This window comes from Miniimonas sp. S16 (assembly GCF_057748195.1).
In genome coordinates, this window is record NZ_CM173242.1 from 2,912,233 (window position 1) to 2,931,284 (window position 19,052).

General features: G+C 72.4%; 17 protein-coding genes and 1 riboswitch. Of the genes, 11 read left to right on the forward strand and 6 right to left on the reverse strand.

The window, feature by feature from the left end; translation table 11 throughout:
• The first annotated feature begins 68 nt into the window (after nucleotides 1-68).
• From AC3AQ1_RS12765 to AC3AQ1_RS12790, 6 genes are all read left to right on the forward strand, one after another.
• Nucleotides 69-1,055: a malate dehydrogenase gene (locus tag AC3AQ1_RS12765; RefSeq protein ID WP_108719291.1), complete on the forward strand. Its 987-nt coding sequence runs from the start codon at nucleotides 69-71 to the stop codon at nucleotides 1,053-1,055.
• Between the two features lie 280 nt (nucleotides 1,056-1,335).
• Nucleotides 1,336-2,496 carry a multiple monosaccharide ABC transporter substrate-binding protein gene (chvE, locus tag AC3AQ1_RS12770; RefSeq protein WP_199916477.1) on the forward strand — a complete coding sequence of 387 codons (1,161 nt, stop codon included), beginning with the start codon at nucleotides 1,336-1,338 and terminating at the stop codon, nucleotides 2,494-2,496.
• 164 nt (nucleotides 2,497-2,660) lie between these two features.
• Nucleotides 2,661-4,184 carry a multiple monosaccharide ABC transporter ATP-binding protein gene (gene mmsA / locus AC3AQ1_RS12775; RefSeq protein ID WP_234417969.1) on the forward strand — a complete coding sequence of 508 codons (1,524 nt, stop codon included), beginning with the start codon at nucleotides 2,661-2,663 and terminating at the stop codon, nucleotides 4,182-4,184.
• Nucleotides 4,181-5,404 carry a multiple monosaccharide ABC transporter permease gene (mmsB, locus tag AC3AQ1_RS12780; RefSeq protein ID WP_108719293.1) on the forward strand — a complete coding sequence of 408 codons (1,224 nt, stop codon included), beginning with the start codon at nucleotides 4,181-4,183 and terminating at the stop codon, nucleotides 5,402-5,404. The genes mmsA and mmsB overlap by 4 nt, the downstream gene beginning before the upstream one ends.
• A gap of 147 nt (nucleotides 5,405-5,551) precedes the next feature.
• A complete protein-coding gene (locus tag AC3AQ1_RS12785) occupies nucleotides 5,552-6,745 on the forward strand; it encodes an ROK family transcriptional regulator (RefSeq protein WP_108719294.1) in 1,194 nt (397 codons plus the stop codon).
• On the forward strand, nucleotides 6,742-7,533 hold the full coding sequence (locus AC3AQ1_RS12790; RefSeq protein WP_108719295.1) for an ATP-binding cassette domain-containing protein: 792 nt from the start codon (nucleotides 6,742-6,744) through the stop codon (nucleotides 7,531-7,533). Before AC3AQ1_RS12785 ends, AC3AQ1_RS12790 begins: the two co-directional genes overlap by 4 nt.
• 28 nt (nucleotides 7,534-7,561) lie before the next feature.
• On the opposite strand, the gene purU is transcribed toward AC3AQ1_RS12790, so the two are convergent.
• Complete coding sequence (purU, locus tag AC3AQ1_RS12795; RefSeq protein ID WP_108719296.1) at nucleotides 7,562-8,413, reverse strand: formyltetrahydrofolate deformylase; 852 nt, start codon at nucleotides 8,411-8,413, stop codon at nucleotides 7,562-7,564.
• A 50-nt stretch (nucleotides 8,414-8,463) separates the two neighbouring features.
• Here purU and AC3AQ1_RS12800 point away from each other — a divergent pair, with 50 nt between their 5' ends.
• The 5 genes from AC3AQ1_RS12800 to AC3AQ1_RS12820 all read left to right on the forward strand — a co-directional run bounded on the left by AC3AQ1_RS12800 (nucleotide 8,464) and on the right by AC3AQ1_RS12820 (nucleotide 13,500).
• Nucleotides 8,464-9,069 (forward strand): GNAT family N-acetyltransferase, encoded by a 606-nt coding sequence (locus tag AC3AQ1_RS12800; RefSeq protein WP_108719297.1) that lies wholly within the window; start codon nucleotides 8,464-8,466, stop codon nucleotides 9,067-9,069.
• A gap of 59 nt (nucleotides 9,070-9,128) precedes the next feature.
• Nucleotides 9,129-9,218, forward strand: a riboswitch (ZMP/ZTP riboswitch).
• A 79-nt stretch (nucleotides 9,219-9,297) separates the two neighbouring features.
• Nucleotides 9,298-10,572: a serine hydroxymethyltransferase gene (gene glyA / locus AC3AQ1_RS12805; protein WP_108719298.1), complete on the forward strand. Its 1,275-nt coding sequence runs from the start codon at nucleotides 9,298-9,300 to the stop codon at nucleotides 10,570-10,572.
• Entirely contained in the window at nucleotides 10,569-11,426 is an 858-nt protein-coding gene (locus tag AC3AQ1_RS12810; protein ID WP_108719299.1) for a bifunctional 5,10-methylenetetrahydrofolate dehydrogenase/5,10-methenyltetrahydrofolate cyclohydrolase, read from the forward strand. The genes glyA and AC3AQ1_RS12810 overlap by 4 nt, the downstream gene beginning before the upstream one ends.
• Entirely contained in the window at nucleotides 11,423-12,601 is a 1,179-nt protein-coding gene (locus AC3AQ1_RS12815; RefSeq protein ID WP_108719300.1) for a DUF4232 domain-containing protein, read from the forward strand. The genes AC3AQ1_RS12810 and AC3AQ1_RS12815 overlap by 4 nt, the downstream gene beginning before the upstream one ends.
• Nucleotides 12,602-12,681: 80 nt before the next feature.
• Nucleotides 12,682-13,500 (forward strand): exodeoxyribonuclease III, encoded by an 819-nt coding sequence (locus AC3AQ1_RS12820; RefSeq protein ID WP_108719301.1) that lies wholly within the window; start codon nucleotides 12,682-12,684, stop codon nucleotides 13,498-13,500.
• Between the two features lie 2 nt (nucleotides 13,501-13,502).
• On the opposite strand, the gene AC3AQ1_RS12825 is transcribed toward AC3AQ1_RS12820, so the two are convergent.
• The 5 genes from AC3AQ1_RS12825 to AC3AQ1_RS12845 form a co-directional block, all read right to left on the reverse strand.
• Complete coding sequence (locus AC3AQ1_RS12825; RefSeq protein ID WP_108719302.1) at nucleotides 13,503-14,117, reverse strand: mycothiol transferase; 615 nt, start codon at nucleotides 14,115-14,117, stop codon at nucleotides 13,503-13,505.
• 90 nt (nucleotides 14,118-14,207) lie between these two features.
• Nucleotides 14,208-15,425 carry an ABC transporter permease gene (locus AC3AQ1_RS12830; RefSeq protein WP_370445285.1) on the reverse strand — a complete coding sequence of 406 codons (1,218 nt, stop codon included), beginning with the start codon at nucleotides 15,423-15,425 and terminating at the stop codon, nucleotides 14,208-14,210.
• Nucleotides 15,422-16,096: an ABC transporter ATP-binding protein gene (locus AC3AQ1_RS12835; RefSeq protein WP_108719303.1), complete on the reverse strand. Its 675-nt coding sequence runs from the start codon at nucleotides 16,094-16,096 to the stop codon at nucleotides 15,422-15,424. Before AC3AQ1_RS12835 ends, AC3AQ1_RS12830 begins: the two co-directional genes overlap by 4 nt.
• Nucleotides 16,093-17,847, reverse strand: coding sequence for a hypothetical protein (locus AC3AQ1_RS12840; protein WP_234417505.1), 1,755 nt, complete (start codon nucleotides 17,845-17,847; stop codon nucleotides 16,093-16,095). Before AC3AQ1_RS12840 ends, AC3AQ1_RS12835 begins: the two co-directional genes overlap by 4 nt.
• Entirely contained in the window at nucleotides 17,844-18,899 is a 1,056-nt protein-coding gene (locus AC3AQ1_RS12845; protein ID WP_108719304.1) for a hypothetical protein, read from the reverse strand. Before AC3AQ1_RS12845 ends, AC3AQ1_RS12840 begins: the two co-directional genes overlap by 4 nt.
• Between the last annotated feature and the right edge of the window lie 153 nt (nucleotides 18,900-19,052).

Sequence of the window (19,052 nt, forward strand, 5' to 3'; positions counted from 1 at the left end):
CGGCCGACGCCAGGCGCCATCGCGGGTGTCGGCCAGTGGCGGGAGGACCTCGAGTGCGTGACCGAAGCATGCGGCAGACGGTGACGCTGACGCTGTCCGGAGCGGCGGGGCAGATCGGCTACGCCCTGCTGTTCCGCGTCGCCAGCGGGGAGATGTTCGGCCCGCACACCCCGGTGCGGGTCCGGATGCTCGAGCACCCGCGTGCCGTGGCCGCGGCCGCGGGCGTCGCGATGGAGCTGCAGGACGCCGCGTCGCCGCTGCTGCTCGACGTCGACGTCACCGCCGATCCCCGGATCGGGTTCGACGGCGCGAACATCGCGATCCTCGTCGGCGCCCGGCCGCGCACCGCGGGCATGGAGCGGTCCGACCTGCTCGAGGCCAACGCGGGCATCTTCGGGCCGCAGGGTGCGGCGATCAACGACGTCGCGGCGCAGGACATCCGCGTGCTCGTCATCGGCAACCCGGCCAACACCAACGCGATGATCGCGGCGGCGCACGCGCCCGACGTGCCGGGGGAGCGCTTCACCGCGCTCACGCGGCTGGACCACAACCGCGCGCTCGCCCAGCTCGCGCTGCGGACCGGGCTCAGCGTGGGCGACATCTCCCGCGTCACCGTGTGGGGCAACCACTCCCGGACGCAGTACCCCGACCTGCGGCACGCGCTGATCGCCGACATGCCGGCCCTCGAGGTGGTGGACCGGGCCTGGGCGGAGGGACCGTTCATCGACACCGTCGCAGCCCGAGGTGGCGCGATCATCGCTGCGCGCGGCGGCTCGTCGGTGGCGTCGACCGTGAGCGCGATCATCGATCACGGCCACCTGCGCCGGCGCGGGGTGCCGGAGGGGGACTGGACGTCGGCCGCGCGCATCTCCGACGGGTCCTACGGCGTGCCCGAGGGGCTGGTCTGCTCGTTCCCGGTGATCTCCGTGGACGGCCGGTGGGAGATCGTGCAGGGGCTCGAGATCGACGCGTTCTCGCGCGCGCGGATCGACGCCTCCGTGGCGGAGCTCATCGACGAGCGCGACGCGGTGCGCGCGCTCGGGCTGCTGCGCTGACGCGGGTCTCGATCGCTTCGACCCCTCGGCCCTCGGCTCGGGGCTCGCTCGGCGCCTCGCGTCTGCGGCTGCGCCGAGGTCTCGCCCTACCCCCGCGACCCCCCTCGCATCGATCGGTAACGATTCGGTCTCGTTTGCGACTCGAAGCGACGTACGGGGTTGCGGAGCCAGTGGCTTCGAGAACTAAACTCAAGCCACGATCCTCGGGGTCGACGGCGAGCGCGGAGGCTCGCGTCGAGAGGAAGCTCGAGCCCCGGGGGCAACACAGGAGGAGACAACGATGTCGAACACGACATTCACCTGGCGACGCGTCGCCGCGATGGGGGCGGTGGCGGCGCTCTCGTTCGGGGCGCTCACGGCTTGCAGCTCCGAGCGGGGGGACTCGGGCTCGACCGGTGACGCGTCGGCCGATGGCGGGGCGGCGAGCGCCGACCCGGGGGATGTGCTGGTCGGGATCGCCATGCCCACCAAGAGCCTGGAGAGGTGGAACCGCGACGGTGCCCACCTCGAGGAGCTGCTCAAGGACGACGGTTTCAGCACGAGCCTCCAGTACGCCGACAACAAGGTCGACCAGCAGATCTCGCAGGTCGAGAACATGATCAACGACGGCGCGGACATCCTGGTCGTCGCGTCTATCGACGGCACCGCTCTGGCGCCGGTCCTGCAGACCGCCGCTGACGCGGGGATCACGGTGATCGCCTACGACCGCCTCATCAACGGCACCGACAACGTGGACTACTACGCCACGTTCGACAACTACGGCGTCGGTCAGATGCAGGGTGAGTTCATCGTGGACCAGCTCGACCTCGAGAACACCACCGAGACCTACAACCTCGAGCCGTTCGCCGGTTCGCCGGACGACAACAACGCGAAGTTCTTCTTCGCCGGCGCCTGGGACGTGCTGCAGCCGTACGTCGAGTCCGGGACGCTCGTGGTCCCGTCCGGCAAGGCGCCCGCCTCGGACGACGACTGGCAGAGCATCGGCATCCAGGGCTGGAGCTCCGACACCGCTCAGTCCGAGATGGAGAACCGGCTCAACTCCTTCTACAGCGGAGGGGAGAAGGTCGACGTCGTCCTGTCGCCGAACGACTCGCTCGCGCTCGGCATCGCGCAGGCCCTCGCCGGTGCGGGCTACACGCCCGGCGACGGCTACCCGATCCTCACGGGCCAGGACGCCGACAAGGCGAACGTGCTCAACATGCTCGCCGGCAAGCAGGCGATGACGGTCTGGAAGGACACCCGCACGCTGGGTGACCAGGTGGCCACGATGGTCAGCGAGATCGCTGCCGGCCAGGAGGTCACGGTGAACGACACCGAGAGCTACGACAACGGCAACAAGGTCGTCCCGACCTATCTCCTGCCGCCGCAGGTCATCACGCCGGACACCGTCAACGTCCTCGTCGACTCCGGCTTCTACACCGCGGCCGACCTCGGTCTGTGAGACCAGGGCGGGCGCTGCGGTCGCAGCGCCCGCCCGCTCACCGGTTCCCAGGATCGACACCGGGGCCGAGACGACGCAGTGAGGAAATCATGGACAACTCAGACACCCCTGGCACCCCTGGCACCCCTGGCACCCCTGGCACCTCTGGCACCGCGATCCTGCAGATGCGGGGGATCACCAAGACCTTCCCGGGCGTGAAGGCGCTCAGCGACGTCAACCTCGAGGTCCGGCGTGGCGAGGTGCACGCGATCTGCGGGGAGAACGGCGCAGGCAAGTCGACGCTCATGAAGGTGCTCTCGGGCGTGTACCCGCACGGCACGTACGAGGGCGAGATCGTCATCGACAGCGAACAGGTCGCCTTCCGCAGCATTCGCGACTCCGAGGCGCTGGGCGTGGTCATCATCCATCAGGAGCTCGCCCTGAGCCCGTACCTCTCGATCGCCGAGAACATCTTCCTCGGGAACGAGCAGGCGACGCACGGAGTGATCGACTGGAACACCACCAACTCCCGGGCCGCCGAGTACCTCCGTCGGGTCGGCCTCCCGGAGCGGCCCGAGACCCGGATCGCAGACATCGGTGTCGGCAAGCAGCAGCTCGTGGAGATTGCCAAGGCGATCTCCAAGGAGGTCCGGCTGCTGATCCTCGACGAGCCGACGGCCGCGCTCAACGACGAGGACAGCGAGCACCTGCTGGCCCTCCTGCGGCAGCTCAAGCAGGAGGGTCTCACCTCGATCATCATCAGTCACAAGCTCAACGAGATCGAGGAGATCGCGGACACCGTGACCATCCTGCGCGACGGTCACACGATCGAGATGATGGCGGTGCACGGCGACGAGCCCGTGACGCAGGACCGGATCATCCGCGGGATGGTGGGTCGCTCGCTCGACAACCGCTTCCCCGAGCGGACCGCGGTGGTGGGGTCGGAGATCCTCCGGATCGAGAACTGGACGGTCCACCACCCGATCGACCGCGCACGCAAGGTGGTCGACGACGCCAGCGTGACCGTGCACCGGGGCGAGGTGGTCGGGCTCGCGGGGCTCATGGGAGCCGGACGCACCGAGTTCGTCATGAGCGTGTTCGGGCGGTCGTACGGCGTGGACGCCTCCGGTCGGGTCCTCAAGGACGGCGTGGAGATCGACACCCGGACCGTCGGCGCCGCGATCGGGCACGGGATCGTCTACGCGACCGAGGACCGCAAGCGCTACGGGCTCAACCTGATCGACAGCATCCAGCACAACATCACGCTGGCGGCGCTCGGAAAGGTGTCGAGTCGGGGCGTGGTGGACCGCGACGCCGAGACCGGCGTGGCGGAGCGGTTTCGCGAGGACCTGCGGATCCGGACGCCCAACGTCGACGCGCTGGCCGGGAAGCTCTCCGGCGGGAATCAGCAGAAGGTCGTGCTCAGCAAGTGGATCTTCGCCGACCCCGACGTGCTGATCCTCGACGAGCCGACGCGCGGCATCGACGTCGGCGCCAAGTTCGAGATCTACACGATCATCAACCGCCTCGCCGAGGAGGGCAAGGCGGTGCTGGTGATCTCCTCCGAGCTGCCCGAGCTGCTCGGCACGTGTGACCGCATCTACGCCTTCGCCGAGGGACGCATCACCGGCGTCGTGGACCGCACCGATGCGACTCAGGAACGACTGATGGAACTCATGACCATGGACAGGGACGTGAACGCGCGATGACTGCTGACGCCACTACTCCGAGCCCGCAGGGACCCGGCGGCCTGACCTCCGGGATGCGCAGGCTCGTCGGGATGTCCGGGAACGCCCGGCAGTACGGGATCTTCGGGGCGCTGATCGTCATCGTGCTCCTGTTCCAGGTCCTCACCGACGGCCGGCTGCTCATGCCGAACAACGTCGCGGCGCTGTTCCAGCAGAACGCCTACGTGATGATCCTGGCGATCGGCATGGTCATGGTGATCGTGGCCGGCCACATCGACCTGTCCGTCGGTTCGGTCGTGGCGTTCGTCGGCGGCGTGGTCGCGGTGAGCATCCGCGACTGGGGACTCCCGTGGCTCGCAGCGGTCGTCGTCGGCCTTGCGATCGGCCTCCTGGTCGGCATGTGGCAGGGCTTCTGGGTCGCGTATGTCAAGGTGCCGGCCTTCATCGTCACGCTCGCCGGGATGCTTCTCTTCCGTGGCCTGGCTCTCGTCGTGGTGGGCGAGACGATATCCGGCCTGCCGGCCGGGTTCGTGGCCGTCTCCAAGGGATCCCTGCCGAACGTGCTGGGCTTCATCGGCAATGCCGACGTCGTCACGCTGCTGATCGGCGCGCTCGCGATCGCGTTCGCCGTGTACTCCTTCGTCCGCTCGCGCCGCTCGCGCCGCAAGCACGGCCTGAGCACGGAGTCGTTCGCCGTGCTCGTGATCAAGTGCGTGGCCACCGCGGCGGCCATCGCGATCGTCACGGTGATCCTGTCGTACTCCGCCGGGGGCACGCCGATCGTGCTCGTCATCTGCGGCGTGCTGATCGTCCTGTACTCGTTCGTCATGGGCCGCACGGTGTTCGGTCGACACATCTACGCGATCGGCGGGAACCGTCAGGCGGCTGCCCTCTCGGGCGTCGACAACGCCCGGGTGGACTTCTGGATCTTCGCGAACATGGGTCTTCTGGCCGGTGTGGCGGCGGTCGTGACGACGGCACGCGCCGGGGCGGCGATCGCCGCCGCGGGGCAGAACTACGAGCTCGACGCCATAGCCGCCTGCTTCATCGGTGGTGCTGCGGTGACCGGCGGCGTCGGACGCGTGGCCGGGGCGATCGTCGGTGCGCTGATCATGGGCGTGCTCAACATGGGGTTGTCCATCCTCACGGTCGACCCGTCGTGGCAGATGGCGATCAAGGGCCTCGTCCTCCTCGTGGCGGTGGCGTTCGACCTGATCAACAAGCGGCGCGGCGGTTCCTGACACCCGGCGTGGTGCGGGACTCGCCGAACGCGCGGCGGCAGCCGATCCGGAGTCGGTCGGCCCGCCGCGCGTTCGGCGCGGCCCGCGGAGAGGGGGAGTCGTGCGCCACCGCCCACCGCACGCGCCGGCCCGCTCTAGGGTGACATCGTGAGTTCGTGGTCGCCCGGGTCGCAGACGTCGCTGCGCGAGGCGAACCGTGTCTCGATCGTCGACACCGTCAAGCGTTACGGCGGGCTGACCCAGGTGGAGCTTGCGTCGGCGACCGGCCTCTCCGCCGCGACCGTGTCAACGATCGTCAAGGAGCTCGCCGCGGCCGGCATCGTCGATGTCCGCCGCACGTCCCGCAGCGGGCGACGTGCGCAGCTGGTGACGATCGCCCGCCGGGTGGGTCTCGCTGCCGGGGTCCAGGTCGGGCCTCGGTTCGCCCGCGTCGTGCTCGGCGACTTCGGCGGCGAGGAGCTGGCGGCGCAGACCCTTCCCCTCCCGTTCGAGCACCGGGTCGACACCACGCTGGACCGGGTCGCGATTCTCCTGGTCGACATGCTGGAGCGCATCGAGGCCCCGCTGGAGGAGCTGCTCGGAATCGCCATCGCCGTCCCCGCGCCGGTCGACTCGGCGACCGGGATGATCTCCGTGCGCGGCGTGCTGCGGGGCTGGGACGACGAGCACATCGCGCACGTGATGGCCAAGCGCCTCGGAAAGCCCGTCTTCGTCGAGAACGACGCGAACCTGGGTGCGCTGGCCGAGCTCACTCTCGGTGCGGGGCGTGGGTACTCCGACATGCTCTACGTGCGCGCCTCCCACGGGATCGGCGCCGGCGTGATCGTCAGCGGGCAGCTGCACCGGGGCTACGCCGGCACGGCCGGGGAGATCGGGCACGTCCGCGTGGATCCCGCGGGTGCGATCTGCCGGTGCGGGTCACGCGGCTGCCTCGACACGGTGGTCGGGGCCGATGCGCTGCTGGCGCCCCTGCTCGTCAGTCACGGCAACCTCACCCTGCGCGACGTCCTGTCTCGATCGGCCGAGGGCGACCCAGGGTGCACCCGCGTGATCGCGGACGCGGGTGAGACGATCGGCACCGTGCTTGCGGCGACGTGCCAGTCGCTCAACCCTCAGCTCATCGTCGTCGGGGGAGAGCTCGCCGAGGCGGGCGAGACCTTGCTGGACCCGATGCGGCGCGAGCTGAGCCGTAGCATGCTCCCGAACCTCATCGCCCCGCTCCAGGTGGTCCCCGCCGCACTGGGCAGGCACGCCGAGGTCAAGGGCGCCCTCGCAACCGTGCTCGAGCGCACCAGCGTGCACCAGAGCTCCGATGGTGGACAGACGGGAGGTCGTCGATGACAGAGCCGACGACGGCGCGCGTCCCGCTGATCTCGCTGCGCGGCATCGAGAAGCACTTCGGGGCGGTCGAGGCGCTCGCCGGGGTGAACTTCCAGGTGCACCATCACGAGGTCGTCGGGCTGGTGGGGGACAACGCCGCCGGCAAGTCCACCCTCGCGAAGGTCATCGCCGGTGTGCTGCAACCGGACGCCGGACTCATCGCCGTCGACGGCGATGAGGTCAGCATCCCCTCGCCGGGGGCCGCCCAGCGCCTTGGCGTGGCGACGGTGTTCCAGGATCTCGCCCTGGCCGAGAACCTCGACGTGACCTCCAACCTCTTCCTGGGTCGGGAGCAGCGGCTGCGCGACGGGTTCATCCTCGCGGACGGTGCGATGGAGGCCACCGCCCGTCGCCTCCTGCGGGACCTCGGCGCGCGCATCCCGTCGGTGCGCACCAAGGTGGGAGAGCTGTCGGGAGGTCAGCGACAAGCGGTGGCCATCGCCCGGACGCTCATCGGGGATCCACGCATCGTGGTGCTCGACGAGCCGACGGCGTCGCTCTCGGTCGCGCAGACCGCGGAAGTGCTGGAGCACATCGAGAACCTCCGCGAGCTCGGGCTCGGCGTCGTGCTGATCAGCCACAACCTCAACGACGTGCGCGCCGTCGCCGACCGGATCGAGGTGCTGCGGCACGGCCGCAACAACGGCACCTTCGCAGGGGCGACGGCGACGAACGAGGAGCTGATCGCCGCGATCACGGGTGCGACGCGCGCCGAGGAGCACCTCGAGGCGTACCGCCACTCGCACTGAGCGCGTCGCCCGAGCGCACGGCCCGCGGCTAGCGGAAGACGACCGTGCGACCGCCGTCGAGCAGCACGCGGTGCTCCGCGTGCCAGCGCACGGCCCGCGCGAGCACGCGCCGCTCCACGTCCTCGCCCATCGCCTGGAGCTCGGCCACGGTGTCGCCGTGCTCGACCCGCTCGACGTCCTGCTCGATGATCGGGCCCTCGTCCAGGTCGGCGGTGGCGTAGTGCGCCGTCGCGCCGATGAGCTTCACGCCCCGCTGGTGCGCCTGCGCGTACGGGCGCGCGCCCTTGAACGAGGGGAGGAACGAGTGGTGGATGTTGATCACCCGGCCCGCGAGGGCCCGGCAGAGGTCGTCGGACAGGATCTGCATGTACCGCGCGAGGACCACGAGCTCGGCCTCGGTCTCCTCGACCAGCCGCAGCAACGCCGCCTCGGCCTCGGCCTTGGTGTCGCGCGTGACGGGGACGTGGTGGAACGGCAGCCCGTAGAAGTCGGCGATCGGCCGCAGCGCCTCGTGGTTCGACACGACGGCGACGATGTCCACCTCGAGCCGGCCGGACCGCTGCTGGTAGGCCAGGTCGTGCAGGCAGTGCGACGCGGTGGAGACCATGACGACCGTGCGCACGGGCCGGCCCACGACGTCGAGCGACCAGTCCATCCCGAACTGCTCCGAGACGGCTCCGAGGGCCGCCTCGACGGCGGCCCGGTCGGCCACGGCGTCGTCGATCTCGGCCTCGACGCGCATGTAGAACCGCCCTGACTCCGCGGCCCCGAACTGCTGGGACTCGGTGATGTTCCCCGCGAGCCCGGCGAGCGCCCCGGCGACGGCTGCCACGATGCCGGGCCGGTCGGGGCAGGAGAGCGTGAGAACCCATCTCGTCACCGGGGCAGGCTACCCGTCCCCGCGCGCGCCGGGTCTGCCATGATCGGCACATGAGCACCGAGCAGGCCGAGCACGCGGGCCCCGAGCGCGCCGACGGCGCGGCGCAGCCCGACGGCGAGCAGCACGACGGCGAGCAGCACTACGGCGAGCAGGACGAGCCGCTGCGCATCGACGTCGTCGGCGCGCCCCACGCGGGCGAGCTCCTCACCGTGCGGCGTGCCGCCTTCGTCACCGAGGCGCAGCGCTACGGCGACCCCCACCTGCCCGCCCTGACGCAGACCCTCGGTGAGCTCGTGGCAGACCTCCAGCGGCCGGACGTCGTGACCATCGGCGGGTGGCAGGGTCATCGCCTCGTGGGCTCGATCCGCGTGGAGCTCGAGGGCGACAAGGCCACGCTCGGCCGGCTCGCCGTGGTGCCGGACCTGCAGGGCCTCGGCATCGGGACCCAGCTCCTGCTCGCGGTGCTGCAGTACCTGCCCGAGCAGACGCAGGAGGTGTGGGTGTTCACCGGCCAGGACTCCAAGCAGAATCTCGCGCTCTACGCGAAGCAGGGCTACGAGCACCAGTTCGACCAGCACACCGGGGAGCTCACGTACGCCTACCTGCGCAAGATCCTCGGCGACGGCGAGCTCGCCCACGGGCTGCCCGGCGCCTGAGGCCGCAGTCGCGATCGACCTGCTGCACCTCACCACCCGGCTGCCGGCACCGGGTAGTGTGGGCGCGTCGCGACTGGCGCCGGGTGGATCTCACCACCGGGGAGCGACGAGGTACTCCGACCGCGGGGTCGCCCGCCTGGGTCCCACGGTCACGGACGAACCCGACATGCCCGGTCGCGATCGCAGCGTCTCGTCGCGACCTGGCCCGCTTCGACGCAGGAGACCACTGTGACCGACTCCTTCCTCAACGCCCCGCTCGCCGAGGTCGACCCCGAGATCGCCGAGGTCCTCGAGCGTGAGCTGAACCGCCAGCGCACCTACCTCGAGATGATCGCCTCCGAGAACTTCGTGCCCGTCTCGGTGCTCCAGTCGCAGGGCTCGGTGCTCACGAACAAGTACGCCGAGGGCTACCCCGGCCGCCGGTACTACGGCGGGTGCGAGGAGGTGGACGTCGCCGAGCGGCTCGCGATCGCCCGTGCCAAGGAGCTGTTCGGGGCGGAGTTCGCCAACGTCCAGCCCCACTCGGGCGCGACAGCGAACGCCGCCGTGCTGCACGCCATCGCCCGCCCGGGGGACACCCTGCTCGGCCTCTCGCTCGACCAGGGCGGCCACCTCACGCACGGCATGAAGATCAACTTCTCCGGGCGGCTGTACGACATCGTGGCGTACGGCGTGGACCCGGAGACGTCGGTCATCGACATGGCCGAGGTGCGTCGCCTCGCGCTGGAGCACCGCCCGAAGGTGATCATCGCCGGCTGGTCGGCCTACCCGCGTCAGCTCGACTTCGCGGCCTTCCGTGCGATCGCCGACGAGGTCGGTGCCTACCTCTGGGTCGACATGGCGCACTTCGCCGGTCTCGTGGCGGCGGGCCTTCACCCCAGCCCCGTGCCGCACGCGCACGTCGTCTCCTCCACCGTGCACAAGACGATCGGCGGCCCGCGCTCCGGCTTCATCCTCACCAACGACGCCGACATCGCGAAGAAGATCAACTCGGCGGTGTTCCCGGGCCAGCAGGGCGGACCGCTCATGCACGTCATCGCGGCCAAGGCCACGGCGTTCAAGCTCGCCGGCACGCCGGAGTTCCGCGAGCGGCAGGAGCGGGTCGTCCGCGGTGCGGCGATCCTGGCCGACCGGCTGGGGCAGCCGGACGTGGCCGACGCCGGGATCTCGGTCCGCTCCGGCGGCACCGACGTCCACCTCGTGCTCGTGGACCTGCGGCACGCCGCGATCGACGGCAAGCAGGCCGAGGACCTGCTGCACGAGATCCACATCACCGTGAACCGCAACGCGGTCCCGAACGACCCGCGTCCGCCCATGGTGACCTCCGGTCTGCGGATCGGCACGCCGGCGCTGGCCACCCGGGGTCTCGGTGACGCCGAGTTCACCGAGGTGGCCGACGTCATCGCGCTCGCACTCCAGCCGGGCGCCGACGTCGACGCCCTGCGCTCCCGGGTCGACGCCCTCACCGCGGCGTTCCCGCTCTACCCCGGGCTGCAGCAGTGACGGCCCGCCTGCTGCCCGGCGGGCCGGTCGCCGAGGCGGTGCTCGCCGACCTCGGACCCAGGATCGAGGCGCTCGTCGCGGCCGGGCACCGGCCCGGCCTCGGCACGATCCTCGTCGGCGACGACTCCGCGAGCGCCGGGTACATCCGGATGAAGATGGAGAAGGCGACGGCGCTGGGCCTCACCTCGCCGCACGTGCACCTGCCGCAGGACGCCACGCAGGCGGATCTGCTCGCCGTCGTGCGCGAGTTCAACGCGGCCGGCGACGTCGACGCCGTGCTCATCCAGCACCCCACCCCGCCCCAGATCGACTTCGACGCCGCGCTGCTCGAGCTCGACCCGGACAAGGACGTGGACGGCCTGCACCCGGTGAACATGGGGCGCCTCGCGCTGGGGATGCCGGGGCCCGTGCCGTGCACGCCGGCGGGGATCGAGGCGCTGCTCGCGCACCACGAGATCCCGGTCTCGGGCCGCCACGTGGTCATCCTGGGTCGCGGCACCACGCTCGGGCGGCCCCTCGCGCTGCTGCTCAGCCAGAAGCGCCCGACGGCGAACGCGGCCGTCACCGTGGTCCACACCGGAGTGCCGGACTGGCCGGAGTACACCCGGCGGGCCGACGTCGTCATCGCGGCGGTCGGCGTGCCCGGCATCCTGCGCCCGGAGCACCTCACGCCGGGCGTCACGGTGGTCGGCGGCGGCGTGCGGTACGAGGGCAAGCGCCTGCTCCCGGACGTCGACGAGTCCTGCGCCGAGGTCGCGGGGGCGGTCACGCCGCGCTTGGGCGGCGTGGGGCCCACCACGATCGCCATGCTCTTCCGCAACGCGGTCGAGGCCGCGGAGCGCCGCGCGGCGTGACGCCCGCGCAGGAGGCTCCGGCGACGACGACCGACGGCGAGCACACCCCCGGCGCGCCGCCTCGCCGCCCCTCGGGCCGGCGAGGCGTCGCCGTCGTCGGGGTGGCCACGGCGCTCGCGGTGCTGCTCGCCGCGCTCGTGCGCGACGTCGTGCGGCGCGCCGCGCCGTGGGACGTGTCCACGACCCTGGACGGCTGGCGGGCCACGCTGGTGCCCGCCGTCGCCGGGTACGCGGTGCCGCCGCACCCGGCGGTGCTGGTCACGCTGGTGACGGTCGGGACCGGCCTGCTCGCGGCGCTCGCGGCCCTCGTGGCCGTGCGCGTCGCGCGAGGGCGCGCGGTGCGCGCGCTCGTGCTGTGGGTGGGTCTCGTGCTCGCCGCCGTGTGCGTGGTCGGAGCGTTCGAGGTCGGCCAGGTGGTGCTCGAGATCGAGCGCTTCGGCGGACGCGGCGGCGCCCACGTCCGGATGTTCGCGCTGCCCGCGCTCGGTGCGGCGGTGCGGTGGGGCGTGCTCTGGGGCGGGCTCGTGACCGCCCTCACGGTGCGGCTGCTCGCGGAGCGCGCCCCCCGCGCGGGCCGCGCCGCCGGAGTCCTCGGCGCGCTGGCCCTCGTCACGCTCGTGCTGCTCGCGGGGGCGAGCCGAGCGGCGTCGATCTCGACGGCGACCGAGGTCGCTCAGCCGTCCGAGGCGGTGGCCACGCCCACCGACCCGCCCGCCGTGCGGGCGAGCGTGGCGCCGCCCGCCACCGTCGACCCGGGAAGCTGCGCGCAGGAGTCGCTCACGATGGCGATCGGCGGGTTCGACGCCGCGAGCGGGCGGCGGGCCGCAGCCGTGACGGCGACCAACGACACGGCACTGCCCTGCACGCTGACGGGGCGACCGGACCTCGCGTTCGCCGACGCGGACGGAGACGCCGTGCGCCCCGAGCTCGTCGAGGGGCCCGGCTGGTCGGGGGAGGGCGCGGAGGCCGTGCCGCTCACCCTCGCGCCGGGGCAGAGCGCGACGGCGGACCTGCAGTGGCGAGGCGACGCGCCCGGTGGGGTGTTCGACGTCCAGGAGGTGTGGCTCGCGCCGTGGGCCGGGGCGCTGCGCACCGTGCTGCCCGAGCCGATGGACCTGCGCGACGGCACCGAGCTGACGGTCTCGGCCTGGTACGCCGCGCCCGAGCAGGGCTGACGGGCCGGTCCCGCTCACATCGCGGCCGAGGGTGGACACGACGGTGGCCTTGTCGGTGCGTGCTGGCAGAGTCTCGTGCCGTGCTGACCATCGCCTCCGTCAACGTCAACGGCCTGCGTGCCGCCGTCCGCCGCGGGATGCCCGCCTGGCTCGCCGAGCGCAACCCGGACGTGCTGCTCCTGCAGGAGCTCCGCGCGCCCGACGAGACCGTCCGCGAGCTGCTCGGCCCGCAGTGGCACGTGACCCACGTCGAGGCGAGCGCGAAGGGCCGGGCGGGCGTCGCCGTCGCGTCGCTGCTCCCGTTCTCCGACGTCCGCGAGGGGCTGCACACCATCGACGGCGAGCCCGAGCCCGAGGGCGACGTCGGCCGCTGGGTCGAGGCGGACGTCACGGTCGGGGAAGAGCGGCTCACGCTCGTGAGCACCTACCTGTACTCCGGGACCGTGGGCACGCCGTCGATGGACGCGAAGTACGCGCACCTGGACCGGGTGTCCGACCGGCTCGACGTGCTGCGGGCCGCGGGACGCCTCGTGGTCGGCGGCGACATCAACATCGCGCACCGTGAGCTCGACATCCGCAACTGGAAGGGCAACCTCAAGTCGGCGGGCTTCCTGCCTCAGGAGCGGGCCTACCTGGACCGCTGGTACGGCGACGCCGACGCGGGCGGGCTCGGGCTGGTCGACGTCGGTCGGGCGCACGCGGGGGAGGCTGACGGCCCGTACACGTGGTGGTCGTGGCGCGGCAAGGCGTTCGACAACGACGCCGGCTGGCGGATCGACGTCCAGATCGCGGCGCCGGACGTTGCGGCGGCCGCGGTCGACGCGAGGGTCGACCGCGCCGCGAGCTACGCCGAGCGGTTCAGCGACCACGCCCCGTTCGTCGTGCGCTACGACCTCTGAGCTCACCCCATCGTGCGGGCGCCGTCGATGCCCTCCCGGATGATGTCGGCGTGCCCGGCGTGCTGGGACACCTCGGCGAGGATGTGGAGAAGCACCCGGCGCACGGTCCACGACGCGCCCGCCTCGAACCAGGGGGCGCTCGGCAGCGGGAAGGAGCAGTCGAGGTCGAGCGTGCGCACCAGCTCACGCGTGCCGGCCGCAGCCTCCGCGAGCCGCGCCGTGAGCACGGGCAGCGTGTCCGCGTCCGTGACGCCCCAGTCCCACGCCACGCGGGCCTGGTCCTGAGCGGTCGCGCCAGGTTCGGCCGCCCCCGATCCGTCCCCGGCGTCGTCCTCCCACGCGGCCCACCCCTCCGCGCCCGGGAGCGCCCCGTCGCGGGCGAACACGGCCCACGCCTCCTCGGTCTCGGCGACGTGCTTGAGCAGCGCCGCGAGCGTGAACTCCGAGACGCTCGAGCGCGTCCGCAGCTGCGCCTCGTCCAGGCCCTGGACGGTCTGGAGGAGGAAGCCGTGATGGCGGTCGAGCGCCGCGACGAGGTCCTCACGCTCGCGCGAGCTCGGCGCACCGGAGGTGCTGCTCGCCGTCGTGCCGTTGTTCGTGTCGTCGTTCGTGTCCATGTCCGGGCCGCCGTCCGTGTCGTCGGTGATCGTGGCCTCACGCTAGGACCGAGGTCCGACACGCGGCCCGCCGCGGCACGGCGGACCGCGTCAGAGCCCCCCGCGCAGCGCGGTCACGGGCTCGAGCGAGGCCGCCTTGATCGCGGGGTACGCCCCGGCGAGCAGGCCGATCACCCCGCCCAGGAGCGCCGACCCGAAGGCGAGCGGCAGGTCGACGATGGGCGTCCAGTCCTGCCACGCGCTCACCCCGACCACGACGAACACGCCCAGCGCCGAGCCGATCAGCCCGCCGAGCAGCCCGACCACCACCGACTCCACGATGAACTGCGCCGCGACCTGCGCTCGGGTCGCACCGAGCGCGCGTCGAAGGCCGATCTCCCCGACGCGCTCCATCACCGACAGCAGCGTGACGTTGGCGATCCCCAGCCCGCCGACGATGAGCGCGACGGCCCCGAGCGCGAGGAAGACGACGTTGATGTCGCCGCGCACGTTCCGCGCGAGCTCCCCGCCGGTCGGCGGCGCGCTCACCTCGACGTTCTCGGGCGTGTTGGGCGACAGCGCGATCGGCACCTGCTCCGAGACGAGGGAGCCGGCGCCGACGTCGATCCGCATCTGGAGCTCGCCCGGAGCCGCGAGGCCGAAGTCGGCCCGCGCCGTGCCGAGCGGGAGGATCACGGCGTCGAGCAGGTCACGACGTCGGGCGGTGTCGCCCAGGATCCCGATGACGGTGTAGGCGCGCTCGCCGATGAAGATCGACGGCTGGGAGTCCACGCGGTTGACGCCGAGCCGCTCGGCGGCGCCCGCCCCGAGGACCACGACGCGGTCACCGCGCGCGTCGTGCCCGGCGTCGAACAGGCGACCCGTGCTCAGCGTCCCGCGCACGGCGTCGAGCAGTCCGGAGGACGCGGCGACGACGGCGGGCGCAGCGAGCTGCGGAGCCGTCGGGTCCACGACGGGCACCGCGGAGATCCGCGCGCCCGCCACGTCGACGTCGGCCAGCAGTGCCGCCGCCTCGATCCCGTTGAGGCGCAGCACGCGGTCGGGGGAGTTCCACGGCAGCGTGGTCCGGGCGCGGGTGTCACCGCCCATGGTCTGGGTCGTCGCCGGCTGTGCGACCGCCTGCGTGGCCGCGACGGCGTCGAACTGCTTGGCGATCTGGCCCGCCCCGGTCTGCGCCATCCCGAGCGTGACGACCACGGCGGCGATGCCGAGCACCGTGCCCAGGATGGTGAGCACGAGCCGTCCGGGTCGCGAGCCGATGCCGTGCGAGGCCTCGACGAGCAGGTCGCGCGCCGACAGGGAGCTCACCGCACGACCTCCAGCACGCCGTCGCTGATCCGCACCTGCCGGTGCGCCCGGGCGGCGACGTGCTCGTCGTGGGTGATGACGGCGAGCGTGAGGCCGTCCGCGTGCAGCTCGTCGAAGAGGTCGAGCACCTCGCCCGAGGTCACGGAGTCCAGGTTGCCCGTCGGCTCGTCCGCGAGCAGCAGCCGCGGCGAGGTGGCGACGGCGCGTGCCACGGCCACGCGCTGACGCTCGCCCCCCGAGAGGGTCGGCGGGCGGAAGGAGAGGCGGTGGCCGAGGTGCACGCGCTCCAGCGCGGCGACCGCGCGCGGGACGCGCTCGGCGCGGTCGATGCCCGCGTAGATCGTCGCGAGCACCACGTTCTCCAGGACCGTCCGGTGCGGCAGGAGGTGGAAGGCCTGGAACACGAAGCCGATCCGACCCGCGCGCAGCTGGGTGCGGCGCGTCTCGGAGATGCCGAGGCTCGGCTCGCCGTCGAGCAGGTACTCCCCGCCGGTCGGGCGGTCGAGCAGGCCCAGGAGATTGAGCAGCGTCGACTTGCCCGAGCCCGACGGCCCGACGATCGAGAGGTAGTCACCGCGCTCGACCACGAGGTCGGTGGGGTGCAGCGCGACCACCGGGGGAGTCCCGGGGAACTCGCGCGTCAGCCCGCGCAGCTCGATGACCGGGGTCATCCCGCCCCGCCCGAGGCGTCGTCGCTCGTGCCCCCGCTCGCCCCGTCGCTCTGCCCGACGACGACGAGGTCGCCCTCCGCCAGCGGCGCCTCGCTGCTCGTGATCTCCGCGTAGCCCTCGGCCGACAGCCCGAGGGTGACGACGACGAGCTCGGGCGTGGTCGCGCCGTCGCGCAGCACCTCGACGCGGGTCTCCCCGCCCGCGCCCGCGGTGAGCGCGGCGATCGGCACGGCGAGCACCTCGCCGGCGGTCGAGCTCACGGGGATCGTGACGCGGACGTTCGTGCCGACCAGCGCGGTGCGCTGCTCCTCGGTCAGCTCCGTGGGGTGCAGCACCACCTCGGTCCGCCCTGACGCCGTGCTGTCCTGACCGTCGCCGCCGCCCGTCGCGGCGGCGCCCCGCGTGGGCGTGGCGTTGATCTCGGCGATCGTCGCCGGGAGGGTCTCCTCCCCGACGGCGAGCGAGGCACCCTGCCCGACGGCGAGCAGCGCCGCGTCCGCGTCCGCGACGTTCGCGACGATCTCGACCGTCGCGCCCGAGATCGACATCACCGGGCCGTTGATCGTGGACCCGCGCTGCACCGCGACCGAGTCCACGCGGCGCGGCAGGTTCGCGACGAACGCGACCTCGCTCGCCGGCAGCGGGGTCAGCACGTCCTGCTGTGCCTGGGCGAGCGCGGCCTGCGCATCGCCGAGCGCCCGTTCGGCCGCGTCGCGGGAGGCGATTTCCGCGGAGGTGTCCGGCGCCGCGAGCGCCTCGTCGCGCTGCGCCTTCGCGAGCCGCAGCGCGTCCTGCGCGTCGGCCACGCTCGTCGCGCAGGGCTCCTTCGGCAGCGCCTGCCCGGTCTCGGGGTCGATCGGCGCGGCCGCGTTCGCGCAGCTCGTGGCGTCGTCGAGGGTGCGCTGGGCGGCGTTCACCGCGTTGTCGGCGGCGATGCGCTCCGAGCTCGTCGCGCCCCGGCCGACCTGCGTGACGGCCGCCCGGGCCTGGGCGAGGGCGTCCTCGGCCGAGCGCACCCCCTCCTCGGCGGCGGTGAGCGCCTCGCGCGAACCCTCCGGCGGCTCCGGGGCCGGGTAGCCCGCCTGGGTGAAGAGCTGGGCCACGGCGTCCGCGGTCGCCGCGTCGTAGGTGCCCGAGCTGCCGCCGTCGATGCCGAGCGAGGCCAGCGCGCCCTGGAGCTGGACGACGTCGGGCCCGGAGACCCCCGAGCGCAGCGTGCGGTACACCGGCAGGTCGCCGGGGAGCACGACGACCGGCCGCCCCGCGATCTCGAGGAGCACCCGCCCCGCCGCGACCTCGGCGCCGACCTCGGGGACGGCCCCGGTCACCACGGCGGGGCCGCCCAGGTCGCCGGTCTCGATCGTGAGGCTCACGGCGTCGTCGTACACCGCGTCGCCGCGCGCCACGACGTCGCTGGACAGCGCGCGCCGCTCCACCTCGACCGTGATCGGCCCCGCCTCCGGCGGCGCCACCTCGGCGGCCGCCTGGGCGGGGGAGATGACGAACCGGGACAGGACGATGCCGGCGGCCAGGCTCACGACGGCGACGATCGCCATCACCCACACGGTGCGGTTCACCGGGGTGCGGGCCTGCGCCGCCGAGCGCCGCGCGTCGGGGGACAGGGCGGGTGCGCCGTCGGGCCGCAGCTCGGCCAGCACGTCGGTCTCGTTCGCCTCACCCGGCTCGCCGCGTTCGGCGGGCGTCGACCCGTCGTCCGCGCCGCTCTCGCGGCGCCGTCCCGGGAGCCTCACCCTCGGGCGGCCTGGGCCGCGGCGACGTAGGAGTCGATGGCGTCCCGGTTCTGGTCGAGGAACTCCTGCTCGAGCTCGAACTGGATGCGCAGCGACTCGTCCTCGTAGTCGATCTCCGCACGGCACGTGAAGTCGGCGGTCGCGGTCGCGATCTCCTGCGTCTTGAGCTCGGTGAGGTCCGGGCCGGTGTAGCTCGGGTCGGCCCAGGCGTCCTCGTCGACGTCCTCGTACAGCGCGTTCTGCGCCTCGTTGATGCTGTTCATCGCGTCGTCGACCGTGCTGAAGCCCGGGTAGCCGGCGTCGGCCATGCAGGAGGACCACTTGCTGTTGAGGTCGCTCATCTTGGGGTCGCTCGCGAGGTTGGTGTACAGGTCGTTCATCCCGTCGAACAGCTCGGCGTACTGCGGGTCCTGCTGCAGCGCGATGAGCGCGGCGTCGGGTGAGTCCACCTCGTAGACCTGGTGCTGCGCGGAGCCGTAGCAGCCCGCCGACTCCCAGTCGTACTCGTAGGACTCGGCGTCGGCCTCCTCGTCGTACTCCTGCGGCGCACCCCACAGCGCCGCGTCCCACGCGGCCCGCTCGGTCTCGCTCATGGTCTCGTACACGTCGGCGTTGGGGTCGACGTACTCGTCGGGCTCCTGCTGGGACATCTCCTGCCCGGTCGGGGTGTCCTCCCACGTGGTGATGCCGTAGCCGTACTGCTGCGCGTACTCGAGCGGTTCCATGCCCTCGTACTGCTCGCTGGAGTAGCTCACGCCGGCGGACTGCACGTTGGGCTCGTAGTCGAAGCCCTGCTCGGCCATGCACGCGGCCACGAGCTCCTCGACCTTGCGGTTCTGCTCCTCGTTGAGCGCCTGCATCTCCTCCTCGGACATGTCGCTCCACGAGCTGATGTCCGAGAAGACCTTGTTCAGCGGGGAGTCCTCGTAGCTGAGGTCGTCGCCGCCACCACCGCCCCCGCCGTCGGAGGAGCAGGCGGTGAGCGCCCCGGCCAGGACGAGCGCCGTCGGCAGCGCGACAAGGGCGGACAGACGACGGACGGGCAGCGGCATGGCGGTCTCCTTCTACCTGGGATCACGGGTGCGGGTCGCGGCTTTTCGAACGTACACGACACACTGGCATCTCACAGGGAAAGTGTCGCGACACCGGGTGTCGGAGCCATCCCCCCACCGGCTGACCCCGCCGTCACCCCCCGGGCGGAGACT